Genomic DNA, 15,071 nt, shown 5'->3' on the forward strand with positions numbered 1-15,071 from the left:
TATGGGGTTCAAGGATAAAATCAAAAACAACGATGCCATTAAAAAGTTCATGCATTGGTTATTAGTGCCCAAAAATCAGGCAAAGCCTCGATTATGGGTCAAATGGTTTGTAAATCCTTTTTACCATAAAAAAGGTAAAGGCGCAACCATTTGTAGAAGAACCCGAATGGATGTTTTGCCGTGGAATACTTTTGAGTTGGGTGAGAATTCCACAATCGAAGATTTTTCCACGGTAAATAATGGGGTTGGGGCAGTAAAAATTGGTGCAAGGACTAGAGTGGGACTTGGAAACACCTTGATTGGCCCGGTTACCTTAAAAGATGATGTGCGCTTGGCGCAAAATGTTGTGCTTTCAGGACTTAACCATAACTATGAGGATATTTCACAGCCCATCCATGCGCAAGGCGTATCAACAGAGGAAATTGTGGTCGGGGAGGAGACCTGGATAGGTGCCAATAGTACCATTTTGGCAGGAGTGACCATAGGTAAGCACTGCATAATTGCTGGTGGAAGTGTGGTTACCAAAGACATTCCGGATTATTCCGTGGCGGTTGGAAATCCGGCAAGGGTTATGAAAACATTTAATCACAGCACTGGGGAATGGGAACGGGTTCCCAAGAAGATGGTGGCTGTCTAATAAAGATTCAACATGGAGGTTTTACAAATAATTTTCTGGATTTCGTTGTTCATTATTTTCTATTCCTATTTGGGATATGGAATACTGTTATTCTTGATCATCAAACTGAGAAGGATATTGGGATTGGCAAAATCCTTCGAGGGAAATGAAGATTATGAACCGGAAGTGACACTTTTTGTCACCGCTTTTAATGAAAAGGATTTTTTGGATCAAAAAGTAAGAAATTCCCAGAGTTTGAATTATCCCCAAGAAAAGGTCACACAAATTTGGGTAACCGATGGGTCGGATGATGGAACTCCCGATTTGCTAAAAAAATATGATGGGGTAAAGGTTTATCATAAAGACGAAAGAGCTGGAAAGATTGCAGCCATGAATCGTGGAGTACAATTTGTAGAAACTCCCATTGTCATCTTTTCGGATGCCAATACCGATTTGGGCGAAAATTCGATTAGGGAGATTGTGCGATTGTTCAGAAATCCGAAAGTAGGTTGTGTTTCCGGAGAAAAACGCATCTATTCCAAAGAAATGGATAGCGCAGCCGGTGCTGGAGAAGGCATGTATTGGAAGTATGAGTCGCAATTGAAAAAATGGGATGCCGAGCTCTATTCGGTTGTGGGCGCCGCAGGAGAACTTTTTGCCATTCGAACGAAACTATGGCAAGAGGTTGAAAAAGATACTTTATTGGATGATTTTATCATATCGCTTCGAGTAGCAATGTCTGGATACACAATCCAATATAACCCCGAGGCTTACGCGATTGAAAATGCATCGGCAAACGTAAAGGAGGAACTTAAACGTAAAGTCCGAATTTCAGCGGGAGGAATCCAATCCGTGGTTCGATTAAGGGCATTGTTGAATGTGTTCAAATACGGAACATTGTCCTTTCAATATGTTTCGCATAGGGTACTTCGCTGGACATTAACGCCGCTATTGTTGCTTTTGATTATTCCCGTGAACTTTGTTTTGGCACAAAATGAGGGATTGTTCTCTTTCGGATTGTTCAGCATCCTGTTTTGGGGGCAAGCGTTATTCTACGCCGCTGCTTTATTGGGATGGTTTTTGGAAAACAGACAAATCCGTTTAAAAATATTATTTATCCCATATTACTTTTTTATCATGAACCTATCGGTCTATCTCGGTTTCGCGAGATACATTAAAGGAAACCAATCGGTAAAATGGGAGCGTGCCAAAAGAGGAATGGGAACTGAGGCCTTGTCTGTTGAATAGCGGGATTAACAATCCAGCATTCGCTTCACTTCATACAAATCAAAACTAGCTGTTTTTGAGGCTTTTACGGGGTTTTTGGTTATATTTATGTACAAACCAAACACCCTTGATTATGAAACGTCTAACCACCCTTTGTCTCTTTTTTTGTTTTCTTATTTCGACAGCTCAAACCACTACCACAAATAATGGTCTTATCACGTTAAAAACAAAAACCCCACATGGGAATATCTATACGTATTTACCTGAAAATTATGTGGCAGGAAAGCCAATTTCCGGTTCTCATTTTTTGGAAGCGGTAGGTAGTTCGACCAGAGATATCCAAAAAAACACCCAGAAGTTGCTCGAATATGGTTTGCAATTGGGCAACAGAAAATTCAGTATCAAGGAAAAAGTGTTTTCTGCAGTGCTGAATACAGATCAACTAAATGTTTCGGTGTTGGACACCAAAGGGAAAGTGATACAATCTTACAGCCCTAAACTCTTGGATAAAGGATTGCCAAATGGTTTCAGTTTTCCAAAAGGGATTCAAAGTGATGACAGGTCTCAAGTCATTGGAAATTTTGATGGAAATAGTAAGACCACTGCCTTGACTTTGGGAGGGCAAACAGTCCAGGTTCTGGCTGAATCGCCGGTTCAGACTCTTTTCAAATCCCCAAAATTAAGTACGGGGGAGCATAATTTTAAGATAAAGGAAAACAATGAGGAGGTTGCCAACGAAAAAGTACGATTGGTAAACTATGAGCTCAATGCCGGTCAATTAAATTTAAAAAGGGGACAAAGCACATTTATACAGGCCAATATAACGGGATTGAACTTTCTTGAAGAACCGATTCCACTTACGGTCACCAATTTGACCCCTGCCGTGGTTTCCTTGCAGGGAGGAAATTCCCAAACCATTATGATTCCACGTCAAGACGCTGCGTTTATTAAAAGATGGAATGTGCGAAGTATTAAAACCGGTTCATTTTCAATTTCCACTGAATTAAAATTGCCCGAACCCGAATTTCCAAATTCAGGAGAGGGGGTTGCAATCAGTTCCGATTTTGACGAGAAAGATCCCTGTAAGGAATTAAAGAAATCGTGCGATGATTTGTTGGCCGATTTAAATGCGAAAAAAGCTATCGCCAAAACTGCGAAGGATAAATACGATGCGGATAAAAAGGAAGCAGATAGACTAAAAAAGATCGCGGATGATCTTGAAAAGAAAGCCAAAAAAGCCGAAACAGATGCAATTCCACCGGACGAGGGAGCTACTATAACGTATGAGGGTTATACTTATAAAATGATTGATCATAAGCTGTTGGATGTCTTAAGAGCTGAAGCTTATGACGATTACCAAGATGGTACCACCAATGTGAATGAATATCAAGATCGCTTAAAAGAGTTAAGTGGCCCGGATGCGCTCAAGGAAATGGAAAAAAAGAGAAAGGAACTTGAGGAAAAGCTTAAAAAGAAAGCCAAAGAGGCACGAGAAGCTGCAGACCAAGCCAAGGAACCCTATAACAAGGCCAAAGCAAAAGCAGATGCTTCCAAAAAAATAGCTGATGAAAAACAGGCCGAAGTTGATGTTGCTCAAAAAGCTTATGACGAATGTATGCGAAAGGTAAAAGAGAAGTGTGATAAGATAAAAGCTGCCATAGCCCAAGCAGAAGCCGATAGAATCAAAAAGCAAAAGGAAGCTGAGGCGGCAGCGGCCGAAGCGGAACGAATTAGAATTGCTGAAGAACAAAGACTGGCTTCCATCGCCAGAAATAAGGAACGCATACAAAAACGCAGGAAATATTTATTGGATAATATTAAGGAGCTAGGCTTGATCGGAAGTGCAGGCATCAAAGAGGTACCTGGCCTTTGGGATTGGCTCCCTGATTTTTTGGAAACACCCGTCGGCAATTTGATTGAAGATAGGACAGGTGGTGTTATTCCAACCGATGTCTTTAAAGCCTTGGGAGGGTTGTACCAAGTGGCGGGTGCTATTTTGGACCCATGTACCCCTTTGGGAGCTCGTAAAACGGTCAGTAGGCTGGAAGAAATGACAAATCCGTATACCAATAGCAAGTACACTTCTGATGAAGCACTTAAAAAGACTGAGGATATGTGCAAATTACTTCGTCGATTAAAGGCAAAATCGTTACAGCTCAAGAATGCAGCAGGCAACTAACTGCTGTGCTCAAAGAAATTAACTTTGATTTGTAAATACAGGAAGGTCAAAATAAAAAGTACTGCCTTCCCCGACTTTGCTTCGAATCTTTAGGTCACCCCCATTTTTGTTGACAAAGTTTTGGCACAGAATGAGTCCGAGACCGGTACCAGGTTCCTTTTCTGTTCCCAATTTGCTAAAATGCTCGTTCGGATTCAGGATTTTCTTGATGTCTTCCTTGGGAATTCCATTGCCATTGTCTTCGACCTCTATGACCACATGATCTTTCGATTGTTTCGAATTGATTTTGATTACCCCCTCCACCGGTGTAAACTTTATGGCGTTGGAAAGAATGTTTCGCAATACAGTTTTGATCATGTTATTGTCTGCGTAGGCGAAAAGCTCTTCCGGGACATTGTTCTGCATTGCTATGTTTTTATGATCGCTTCCCAATTTTAAAAGTCGGAACGTCTGTTCCACCAAATCGTTGAGATTCAATTTCTCGGGAATCATTTGAATTTGATCACTCTCAGATTTCGCCCATCCCAACAGGTTTTGAAGAAGGTTGAGAGCCTCATCCATGGTCTTTAGCAGATCATAAACAGTTTCATCCAAGAATTTGTCATCCTTCGGATCGATAATTCCACGCATGATAAAGTCCATTTTGAGCTTAGCTGCACTCAAAGGGGAGCGAAGGTCATGACCAATAATGGAGAACATTCTATCCTTAAGGTCATTGGACTGCTTTAAGTTTTTGGCTTGTTGCTCTATTTGGTTTTTTGCGCGAACCAGCTCCACATGGGTTTGTATGCGTGCGACGAGTTCTTGTTCATTAAATGGTTTGGTCACATAGTCGACACCTCCAACTTCGAACCCCTTTACTTTATCCTTGACATTGACTTTTCCGGTTAAAAAAATGATGGGGATGTCCCTGTATTCCTCGAAGCTTTTAATTTTCTCACAGAGTTCAAAACCTTCTATGCGGGGCATGATCACATCTAAAAGGATAAGATCCGGCTTTCGTTGCTCCAACAACTCAAAAAAGTAATCGTCATCACTGGTGCCTTCGTAGAGATAATCGTTTCGCTCTAAAATAAATCGGATAAGTTCAAGGTTTAGCTGTTCATCATCCACAGCCAGGATATAAGGTTTTTCCGTAACTTGGTTTTCCATTTAAGGTGTAAAAGAGTCCAATACTAAAGTAGGAAAAAGATTTTACGTTTTTCAGGATTACCTGTCAGAAAGATAATTTTGAAACCATATAAATTGGTTTATGTAGCTTTAAAACCTATATTAAAGTGTTCCACCAACAAAAACCAGCCATTCACAACAATAATTGAACGAGCACAAAAAGTAGGATTATATTTACAAAGTGAGTAATACAAAAGCATATTCTGCATGATAAATATTTTAGTTACGGGAGGAGCGGGATTTATAGGATCCAACTTTGTGCCCTATTTTTTAGAGGCAAACCCCGATGTTCATCTGGTCAATATTGATGCGCTTACCTATGCTGGTGATTTAAAGAATTTGAAAGAGGTCGAGCATCATGACCGATATACCTTTATCAAAGGTGATATCTGCGATAGAAAGCTTATCGAGAAAGTTTTTAAAAAGTTTGATATTCAAGGGGTTATCCATTTCGCTGCAGAATCGCATGTAGATAATTCGATTACCAATCCTGATGCCTTTATGCAGACCAATATTTTGGGGACATTCAATTTGATAGATGTTGCCAAAAAGTATTGGATGGTGAGTCCGGGATTGTATAAAGAAGCCTATAAAAATTCAAGATTCCATCATGTTTCAACCGACGAGGTTTATGGAACATTGGGGAAAGAGGGATTGTTCATGGAAACTACACCATATGCGCCTAATAGTCCTTACAGTGCTTCAAAAGCCTCCTCAGATTTTATAGTAAGAAGTTATCATCATACCTATGGTATGAATGTGGTGACCACCAATTGTTCCAACAATTATGGTCCAAAACAGCATGATGAGAAACTCATTCCAACCATAATTCGCAAAGCATTGGCCGGAGAACCCATTCCGATTTATGGGGATGGCTCCAATATAAGGGACTGGCTTTACGTTCTAGACCATTGTAAGGGAATCGCCTTGGCATATGAAAAAGGAGTTTCAGGTGAAACGTATAACATTGGTGGACGGAATGAAAGAAACAACTTGTACATCGCCCAAACGGTATGTGATCTGTTGGATCAGAAACATCCAAGGCCTGAAGGTTCTTCTTATAAAGATTTGATTACCTACGTAAAAGACAGGGCAGGGCATGATTTTAGATATGCTATTGATGCTTCAAAAATTGAAAATGATTTGGGATGGGAAGCTGACGAGAATTTTGAAAGTGGCATTGACAAGACCATCGATTGGTACTTGAACAAATTCATCAATAACAAAAGCAAAAGCTTAGCTTAAAACCAAAAACGATGAAGGGAATAATATTAGCAGGAGGCTCAGGAACGCGTTTGCACCCCATCACTTTGGCGGTAAGCAAGCAATTGATGCCCGTTTACGATAAACCCATGATCTATTACCCGCTTTCAACCTTGATCGAGTCGGGAATCTGGGAGATATTGATCATTTCAACCCCACATGATCTTCCCATGTTCCAACGCTTGTTGGGCGATGGTAGAAAATATGGTTGTAGATTCGAATATGCCGTACAGGATGAACCCAATGGATTGGCAGAAGCCTTTATCATTGGTGAAAAGTTCATTGGAGATGATAAAGTAGCCCTTATACTTGGCGATAACATCTTCTATGGAACAGGATTGGAAGAACTATTGCAATCCAACAATAATCCGGATGGAGGCATAATCTATGCCTACCACGTTAATGATCCTGAACGATATGGTGTGGTTGAGTTTGATGAGGACGGAAAGGTGATTTCCATTGAGGAAAAACCAAAGCAACCAAAATCGAACTATGCGGTTCCAGGGATTTACTTTTACGATAATGATGTTGTGGAAATTGCAAAGAATATTGAGCCTAGTGCACGAGGAGAATTGGAGATAACCGATATCAACCAAGAATATTTACGGAGAGGAAAGCTCAAAGTGAGCATTATGGATAGGGGAACGGCCTGGTTGGATACAGGAACCTTTCAATCCTTGATGCAGGCATCACAATTTGTTCAAGTGATTGAAGAAAGACAAGGGCTTAAAATAGGAGCTATTGAATCCTCAGCCTACAAAATGGGGTTCATTACCAAAAATCAATTTAAAAAGCTTACCGAACCTTTTTTGAAAAGTGGGTATAGTAAGCGATTGTTGGAAGTTTTATCATAGAACATGGAAGTACGCAAGACTGAAATAGAAGGATGCTTTATTATAGAGCCCAAAATCTTCGAAGATAAAAGAGGGTACTTCTTTGAAAGTTATAACCAAGAAAAATTTGAATTGCTTACCGGGGCAAAACCTTTTTTTGTACAGGATAATGAATCTATGTCGACCAGGGGAGTGCTAAGGGGGCTTCATTTTCAAAAAGGAGAGGATGCACAGGCCAAATTGGTAAGGGTATTGGACGGAGAAGTGTTGGATGTCGCTGTGGACATTAGACCGGAATCAAAAACCTTTGGCAAGGTAGTTTCAACCTTACTTTCATCAGATAACAAAAAGCAGATGTTTATTCCCAGGGGATGTGCCCATGGTTTTGTGACCTTGAGCGACACCGCCAAGTTTTCGTACAAGTGCGACAACTTTTACAACGCGGCCTCGGAAGGAGGAATAATTTATAATGATCCAACGTTTAATATTGATTGGATATTGGATAGCGAGGATTTGATCATTTCAGAAAAAGATAAGTTTTTACCCGTTTTCAAAGAAGCGGTTCCACATTAATAAGTAGTTTAAGATTGAGCGTCAGCCTGAATGAATGCTGAGCGCAGTCGAAGTACATTTCAGGGTCTCATTTAACATGATTATGAGATACTGAAACAAGTTCAGTATGACGATAAAACGTATTTTTATAAAAGCATAATATACTATGAAGATATTGGTCACAGGCGCATCAGGGCAATTGGGAAGTACATTTAAATCCCTTGCTTCTCAAGAACAAACAAAAGATTTAGAGTTTGTGTTCAAATCTTCAAAAGAATTGGATGTTACCGATTTTGATGCTGTCAATGAAGAACTGGTTTCTTCAAACTATGCTTACTGCATTAACTGTGCGGCCTTTACCAATGTGGACAAAGCCGAAGCGGAGAACGATTTGGCTTATCGCATAAATGTGACCGGAGCCCGCAACTTGGCCATGAACTGCAATGAGAGCAGTACGGTTTTGATTCATATTTCAACTGATTTTGTCTTTGATGGGTTTTTAAATACACCTTATTTGGAAGAAGATATCGCCAGGCCTATAGGGTTTTATGGGGACACCAAATACAAAGGGGAGCGGGCCATAATCAATAATTTGGAAGAACATTTTATTATAAGAACGTCATGGTTGTATTCGGAATATGGACATAATTTTATGAAGACCATGCTCAAATTGGGAGCGGAGAGCGAAGAGCTTTCAGTAGTGTATGATCAAGTGGGCACACCGACTTACGCTTTGGATCTGGCCCATGTGGTTTTGCATATTATTAAGGCACATAGCATAGATTATGGAGTATACAACTACAGTAATGAGGGCGTTGGAAGTTGGTATGATTTTGCCAAGGAAATTTTTCATCAGTATAAAATCGATGTCAACTTAAAACCTATCCGTTCGGAGGAGTATCCTACACCCGCGGAACGACCAAAATTCAGCGTTTTGGATAAATCCAAGATCAAAAACACCTTTGGACTTCAAATTCCTCATTGGAAAGATAGCTTGGCAGTAGCTCTAAAAGCCTATTCCAAAATCAATATTTAATAGAATGTCCCTTTGAAGGGAATTAAGGTGTGTTTTTTCAACACAAGTTGACACGAATTTCACAAATTAGCACGAAAATTTATTCCTTCCCTGCCATCAGATGTTTACCTGCACTTATCTAATCGGATATGAATCCGTTTTAATGATTTATATCCAACGATAAGTGAAGTTCGTGATTTTCAGTTTAAGATTCAAAAGCTAAATAGTGGACGTGAGTTTTGGATTGACGAAAACTTTAATGGAATATTACGCGTTCCTTCCCTTGATCAAGGGAAGGTGGATTCCAACCAAAGGTTGGAAGACGGAAGGGATTTTATGCTTTCCACCCTTTCCATCCTTCGGACACCATAGGAACTTAAAGTAATTTTTAAGGTGGTTATGTTAACTACAACCCCTTTATCTGGACCTTATGAAATGAATCCGCCTGAAGTTTGAGCAGTTCTTCTGCTTTTTCCTTTTTGTAACGGTACAGCTCCTCTTCGTTTTTGATATCCTCGTAAATCTTTTGGTTGAGTTCCCCATCGGTTGAGAATAACAGCTTACGCTGTGCTACCTTTTGGGTAACCCAAGTGGCAACAACACTTTCCTGTTCTTCGAACTTGTAATCGTACTCCCCTTTGGGCGCCAAAAGTTTGGCAATGATTGGAGCAGTTTCAATGGCTAAAAACAACAGGAAAATAAAAAAGGAGGGAAACCATGGAAGCTTGCCCAAAGCGTTGATTCGCGCCATAAGTCCATCAAAACCATCAATGATAGGTTGTGAACCAGCCACTACTTCCGCATATTCGGTGTTTAGCACTGCAATTTGCCCTTCTATGTCCGCAATTTTAGCGGCATTGGTTTCTTTTAGCTGCTGCAATTCGGCCAGATAAGCATCATGCTTCTCTCTTTTTTCCTTATAAACCGGACCCTTGCCTAGAATCCCTGTGCCAGCAGTACCTTCAGCCTCCGTAATATAGATATCGTATAAGGCATTGGTCTCAGCTTCTTTATCGGCAATTTCGGTTTTCAAATTGGTAATATCTTGATTCAGACTTTCAATTTTTGGAGTGTATTGCAAAGCCAACTGCTCTTTGTTGGCCAATGTCATGGCATTTTTTTCCTCCAACAATACCTGATTGATTTCCTTTTCAAAAATTTTCATTTCAAGGGGCTTGGATATGACCACGGCAATGATCATGGCCAAGATAATCCGCGGAGTGGCCTGAAGCAGTTCACTCTTAAAGCTATCCCTTTTTTTAATCGTGGAAACAATATAGCGGTCCAGATTAAAAATCAACAGACCCCAAATCAAACCAAAGAAAATGGAAGTATAAATATTGTCGAAAACGGTATAAAGGGCATATCCGCTGGCAATAAAGGCCATAATGGCGGTAAAGAAAACGGTGGCCCCAATACCGGCATATTTATTGCGCTCGCCATTGGAGCAATTCTCAAGAATGTGGGTATCTGCCCCAGAGCAGAAAATGAAAAATCGTTGTAGCATGATAGTGTTCTATTTTGATTGATGATTTGATACTTCAACCAAGCTGAGTATGTGCAGACCCAGCACAGGTTGACTATTAGAACGCGATTTTAAAAGATTTGTTACAATATTTATATCCAAAATGACTTTTCGTCCGAAACAAAGGGTTGAATTCCAAACGATTGGATATTTTAAGTTGATTTTTGTCATATTTTTTGAAGACACAGAGGCGTAACTTCACTTCATAAAATTTGAAGTTATGACGACTACGGTAATAATCGGCGGAAATTTTGCTGGAATGACCGCTGCTTTGGAAATTAAAAGAAAAGGAAGAGGAGAACATAAAGTGGTGTTAATTGATAAATCACCCATATTTCTTTTTATTCCTTCCTTGATTTGGGTCCCTTTTGGACGCCGTGAGATTAAAGACATTTCATTCAGAAAAGATAGTATTCTTAAAAAGAAAGGGGTAGATTTTGTTCATGCCGAGGCCTTGGAAGTTGACCCGCACAGCCAAACGGTATATACCACCAAAGGAGATTTTAAGTATGATCATCTTGTCGTGGCCACTGGTCCAAAGGTAAAATATGATGTAGCTCCCGGGGTTGCGGAACACTCCTATTATATTGGTACTCCGCAAGGCGCGATGAAGACAAGAAAGGCGTTGGAAGATTTTAAGGAAAATCCAGGCCCTATTGTGATAGGTGCTACCCAAAATGCTGGATGTATGGGCGCGGCTTATGAATTTTTGTTCAATGTTGAAAAATGGTTGCGAGAACAGAAGATCAGAAAAAAAGTGGAGCTCTATTGGATAACCCCAGAAACATTTTTAGGCCATTTTGGAATCGATGGTATCACGGGAGGTGAAACCATGCTCAAGTCGTTCATGAAAATGTTCAACATACACTACCGGACTGAAGTTGGAGTAAAGGAAGTAACCAAAGACATGGTTGTATTGTCTTCGGGAGAGGTGTTGTCAAGTAAGTTCACCATGCTGATGCCACCGTTCCTTGGGGTTGATTTTGTGACCAATTCGCCAGAACTCAAGGCCAACGCTTCTGGATACTTGCCGGTTGGAGAAGACTATAGGCATCCCGATTTCCCAAATGTATGGTCTGCGGGAATCGCGGTCGATGTAAAATTGCCCTTTACCCCTGGTAAAGTACCTTTTTCAGGTCCTAAAACGGGATATCCTTCTGATGAAACAGGGAAGATTGTGGCTGAAAATATTGTTCGAATAAGTAATGGGAAAACTAAACTAAAGAAAAAAGCCTGGGGTAAAATACCCGGAATCTGTGTTATGGATGCCGGTAAAAAGGAAGTCATTATTATTAGTGATCACTTGTTTAAACCAAGAAATTTTGCAATTATGATTCCCAACATTTTTTATGATTTCTCCAAGGTGCTTTTTGAAAAATATTTCCTTTGGAAGACAAGAAAAGGGTATTCTTATTTACCTTAAGCCGGTAACTATGAGTCACAAAAAAGCCCTGTTTTCAGGGCTTTAATCTTTGTTTTATAGATGGAACTAGTTGATGACGATGGGATCTTTGGAGATTTTTACCATGGGTTTGCCATTTTTGGAGTCACTTCTGGAATCGATATTTAAACTCTTGTTTGATTCAACAATGTTAATTGCCTTTTCAGCACTAATTTGGTTTCCTTCGTAATAAAACACAGCTCCTTTTTTTGCTATTTCCTTGATGTGCTCAACTGGGGATTTTGGTGCCGGTGGTATCGGCGGCTGAGGGGCAACTTCCCTGACTTCGTCTTTGGAAGGTTTAGGAGGTTTTGGAGGAACAGCTTCCTTTATCTCTGTGCTTGAAGGTGCTTTTGGCGGTGGGGGAGGTTCGGGAAAGTTGGGGAAAGGTTCTGCATCTTTTCGCTGTTTTTCAGACATAATATTATAAATGTAGGTAAGTCTTGCCACGTCCCTGGATTTAATTCTCATGTTGTTTTTGGGCATATCATTGTAGTACTTGGCCAACTTATTGTATTCCGCCATCTCCTTTCTTGTGGCGCTTTGCTGAATTATTCTTTTTGCTTTTGGAACCGGCGGGAGCTCTTTCAAATCAAATTTTTCTTTAAGCTCCGCGGGGATACTGCTAAAGAGCCTATCGATTCGAGTTTTTTGCTTTTTTAAATCGCTGTTATCATGTCGATTTTCGGATAAGAATAATTCCAAGTCCTTGAGATACTCATTTGACAAGGACTTATATGCATTTACAGCCCTTTTCTGTTGAGGTGTAACAGAAGATTTTGAGATTTCCTCTGCATTGGTCTTTAGAATTGTTTTTTTATCAGCAAAGCCATAAAGTAATAGTGAACATAATGGTAGCAGTAGCAAGCTTCTTATTAGCATTGATCTTGATGATGTTTTTGTTTTCATGACTGTTAAACGTTTTTTGATTGATGAATAATTGATGGCATTGGATAATGCTGGCTGAAATTGTTTGCTGTTGTCAGATATTGAAAATGCCAAAAGCGTATTTTGATAGGTTGATGTATCCATGTTTTTGGCCAGAACAGCCTGATCCGCCAAAAACTCATGATTTAATTTTATAGCTCTTTTAAAGAGAATCATAAGCGGATTAAACCATAGCATAAGGTGAAGCAATTCGATGAAAATAACATCCCAACTATGCTTTTGGACCACATGGGCTTCTTCATGAACCAGCACTTCATGGGGTATCTTATTACTTTTCAATTCATGTTTGTTCAGAAAAATGAACCTGAAGAAAGTATGCGGAGGCAATTTCTCTTGCATGAGCACATGCGTGCACCGCTCAAATCTTTGTTTTGGATTTCTTTGGATACGCCTTAAGGTCTGCGCAAGGTTTTGGATAAATTTTATTCCAAACAAAAGCAGACCCACACAATAGATGGACCATAGTATTGTAGCGAAATTGAGGGATTGCAGATTGGAATCTTGTGTTCCCAAACCAGCTCCCAAAAGGTCACTTGATCCAGATGCATTCAGGATATCCATTTCATGAGGATCCGCAATGGAAACATATTCCACAAAAACCAATAATGGAATGATCGATGATAGGACCAAGGCACCCAACAGATAAAATCTCTTAAAGATATGTGCGCTTTCCTTCTCTAAAAAAATCTTATAAAACAAAAACAAGATTGTCAAACAAGCCGTAGATTTTAAAATATATTCCAACATGATTACTTTCTTTTGATTTGATCATCGATAAGTGCTCTTAAAGACTCAAGTTCCTCTTTGCTCAGGTCGGTCTCTTTGGTAAAAAATGAAGCAAACTGGCTTGGACTATCATTAAAAAAATTCTTGATGAGACCTTTTACCTGTTTGGAAAAGTAATCCTGCTTTTTGACCAAGGGGTAATATTCCCGTGATCTTCCGAAACTTTTGTAGGCGACATAACCCTTGTCAATCATCCTTTTTAAAAGGGTCGCTACCGTAGTGGTGGCCGGTTTTGGCTCAGGATAAGCATCAAGAAGGTCCTTCATGAATGCTTTCCGTTGTTTCCAGATGATATTCATTAGTTCTTCTTCGGATTTTGACAAGGACATGCTCTATGGATTTAGAATTAACTCTACAAACATAGAATAAATTTTTAAATTCTACAAATGTAGAGAGAATTTAAACCTTACCATGATTTGAACTTAACGCTTATATGGCCAAAGATTGAATATGAAACCTCAGTTGTTTTATTTGGACAAACACTAAGTTAAACAGCTAATTTACAAGTAGTAGTGCTTAAATTGAAGGGTTGCGTTATTGCTATTTCTAATCTTGTTTGGTTTTATTCTGATTTCGAATACTTTCAATAATTACCGTTGATAGAATAATCATTCCGCCCCAAAACGTATTCCAACTGGGGATTTCTTTTAAGAAAATAAAGGCAATAATAATGCCCAAAACCGGTTGCACGCTACTGATGATACTTGCCGTACTTACGGTAAAATGCTTTAAGCTGTTTACCAAAAGCGTATGACCTACAGCTGTGGTAATAATAGCCAAAAGAATAATGTAGGGATATTGTGTTGTAATGTTTGAAGTGTCCATAAACAACAGAGAAGGTGTCAGTACAATGGTCACAATGCCTATTTGATATAGCATAATTGCCGTTGCATTGTAGTGATGCTCGGAAATTAACTTTTTTGAAATGATGTTTCTTAGGGCATAGAGCAATGCTGATATCAACCCAAGAAAGATACCCTGGAACATAGCGCTTTCCACATCAAATTTGGGAGCTAGGATGTAAATGCCCAAAAGAGCCAACGCTCCCAACACAATGTACACGGGGTCAAACTTAGTTTTGATAAACAAAGGTTCCAGGAATGCCGTTATGATGGGATAGGTAAACAATGAAAGCATTCCAATGGCGACATTGGAGAATTTTAAGGCATAGAAATACGTTATCCAATGTCCGGCCATGAACAGGGCACTTAGTACAAAGGGAACGATGTTCTTTTTCGATTTTAATTTATAGGGGATCTTTTTGTACCTGCAGAAAGTGTACAATACAAACAAGGCCAAAAAAGAACGCCACCAATTCGTCACCGGAACGGGTAAGTCTATAAACTTTCCCAAAGCACCCGAGGTGCTTATAAAAAGTGTTGCTAAAAGCAGGTAAACAAGATGGTTGTGGTGTTGTTTGCTCATGTGTTAGCGATACTAGCGGTTAGCTTTTGGCGAGCTTAGGCTTTGAGCCAAAACTAGTAGCGGATAGCGCGGCCCATCCGGTTCAATTTTG

The 15,071-nt window shown here is 39.8% G+C and carries 13 protein-coding genes; 8 read left to right on the top strand and 5 right to left on the bottom strand.

What is annotated here, in order from left to right:
• Position 1: 1 nt before the first annotated feature.
• The 3 genes from ACULLH_RS04610 (at position 2) to ACULLH_RS04620 (ending at position 4,022) form a co-directional block, all read left to right on the top strand.
• Positions 2-637 carry an acyltransferase gene (locus ACULLH_RS04610; RefSeq protein WP_454087552.1) on the top strand — a complete coding sequence of 212 codons (636 nt, stop codon included), beginning with the start codon at positions 2-4 and terminating at the stop codon, positions 635-637.
• 12 nt (positions 638-649) lie between these two features.
• Positions 650-1,864, top strand: a complete 1,215-nt coding sequence (locus ACULLH_RS04615) for a glycosyltransferase (RefSeq protein ID WP_454087553.1) — start codon at positions 650-652, stop codon at positions 1,862-1,864.
• A 112-nt stretch (positions 1,865-1,976) separates the two neighbouring features.
• The gene (locus ACULLH_RS04620; RefSeq protein ID WP_454087554.1) at positions 1,977-4,022 is read left to right on the top strand and encodes a hypothetical protein; all 2,046 of its coding nucleotides are present in this window, start codon (positions 1,977-1,979) and stop codon (positions 4,020-4,022) included.
• A gap of 18 nt (positions 4,023-4,040) precedes the next feature.
• Here the strand turns inward: ACULLH_RS04620 and ACULLH_RS04625 are convergent, their stop codons facing one another.
• On the bottom strand, positions 4,041-5,174 hold the full coding sequence (locus ACULLH_RS04625; protein WP_454087555.1) for a hybrid sensor histidine kinase/response regulator: 1,134 nt from the start codon (positions 5,172-5,174) through the stop codon (positions 4,041-4,043).
• 225 nt (positions 5,175-5,399) lie between these two features.
• On the opposite strand from ACULLH_RS04625, the gene rfbB reads away from it, so the two are divergent.
• From rfbB to rfbD, 4 genes are all read left to right on the top strand, one after another.
• Positions 5,400-6,437, top strand: a complete 1,038-nt coding sequence (gene rfbB / locus ACULLH_RS04630; RefSeq protein WP_454087556.1) for a dTDP-glucose 4,6-dehydratase — start codon at positions 5,400-5,402, stop codon at positions 6,435-6,437.
• An 11-nt stretch (positions 6,438-6,448) separates the two neighbouring features.
• Complete coding sequence (gene rfbA / locus ACULLH_RS04635; protein WP_454087557.1) at positions 6,449-7,309, top strand: glucose-1-phosphate thymidylyltransferase RfbA; 861 nt, start codon at positions 6,449-6,451, stop codon at positions 7,307-7,309.
• A 3-nt stretch (positions 7,310-7,312) separates the two neighbouring features.
• On the top strand, positions 7,313-7,861 hold the full coding sequence (rfbC, locus tag ACULLH_RS04640; protein ID WP_454087558.1) for a dTDP-4-dehydrorhamnose 3,5-epimerase: 549 nt from the start codon (positions 7,313-7,315) through the stop codon (positions 7,859-7,861).
• Between the two features lie 145 nt (positions 7,862-8,006).
• The gene (gene rfbD / locus ACULLH_RS04645) at positions 8,007-8,876 is read left to right on the top strand and encodes a dTDP-4-dehydrorhamnose reductase (RefSeq protein ID WP_454087559.1); all 870 of its coding nucleotides are present in this window, start codon (positions 8,007-8,009) and stop codon (positions 8,874-8,876) included.
• Positions 8,877-9,261: 385 nt separating this feature from the next.
• Here the strand turns inward: rfbD and ACULLH_RS04650 are convergent, their stop codons facing one another.
• Positions 9,262-10,362: a DUF4407 domain-containing protein gene (locus ACULLH_RS04650; protein ID WP_454087560.1), complete on the bottom strand. Its 1,101-nt coding sequence runs from the start codon at positions 10,360-10,362 to the stop codon at positions 9,262-9,264.
• 238 nt (positions 10,363-10,600) lie between these two features.
• On the opposite strand from ACULLH_RS04650, the gene ACULLH_RS04655 reads away from it, so the two are divergent.
• Complete coding sequence (locus ACULLH_RS04655; RefSeq protein WP_454087561.1) at positions 10,601-11,803, top strand: NAD(P)/FAD-dependent oxidoreductase; 1,203 nt, start codon at positions 10,601-10,603, stop codon at positions 11,801-11,803.
• Between the two features lie 66 nt (positions 11,804-11,869).
• Here ACULLH_RS04655 and ACULLH_RS04660 read toward each other — a convergent pair whose 3' ends face one another.
• From ACULLH_RS04660 to ACULLH_RS04670, 3 genes are all read right to left on the bottom strand, one after another.
• Positions 11,870-13,516: a M56 family metallopeptidase gene (locus ACULLH_RS04660; protein ID WP_454087562.1), complete on the bottom strand. Its 1,647-nt coding sequence runs from the start codon at positions 13,514-13,516 to the stop codon at positions 11,870-11,872.
• Positions 13,517-13,518: 2 nt separating this feature from the next.
• Positions 13,519-13,884 carry a BlaI/MecI/CopY family transcriptional regulator gene (locus ACULLH_RS04665; protein ID WP_249970121.1) on the bottom strand — a complete coding sequence of 122 codons (366 nt, stop codon included), beginning with the start codon at positions 13,882-13,884 and terminating at the stop codon, positions 13,519-13,521.
• Positions 13,885-14,101: 217 nt separating this feature from the next.
• Positions 14,102-14,980, bottom strand: a complete 879-nt coding sequence (locus tag ACULLH_RS04670) for a DMT family transporter (RefSeq protein ID WP_454087563.1) — start codon at positions 14,978-14,980, stop codon at positions 14,102-14,104.
• Between the last annotated feature and the right edge of the window lie 91 nt (positions 14,981-15,071).

It is taken from the genome of Flagellimonas sp. 2504JD4-2, from assembly GCF_053642935.1.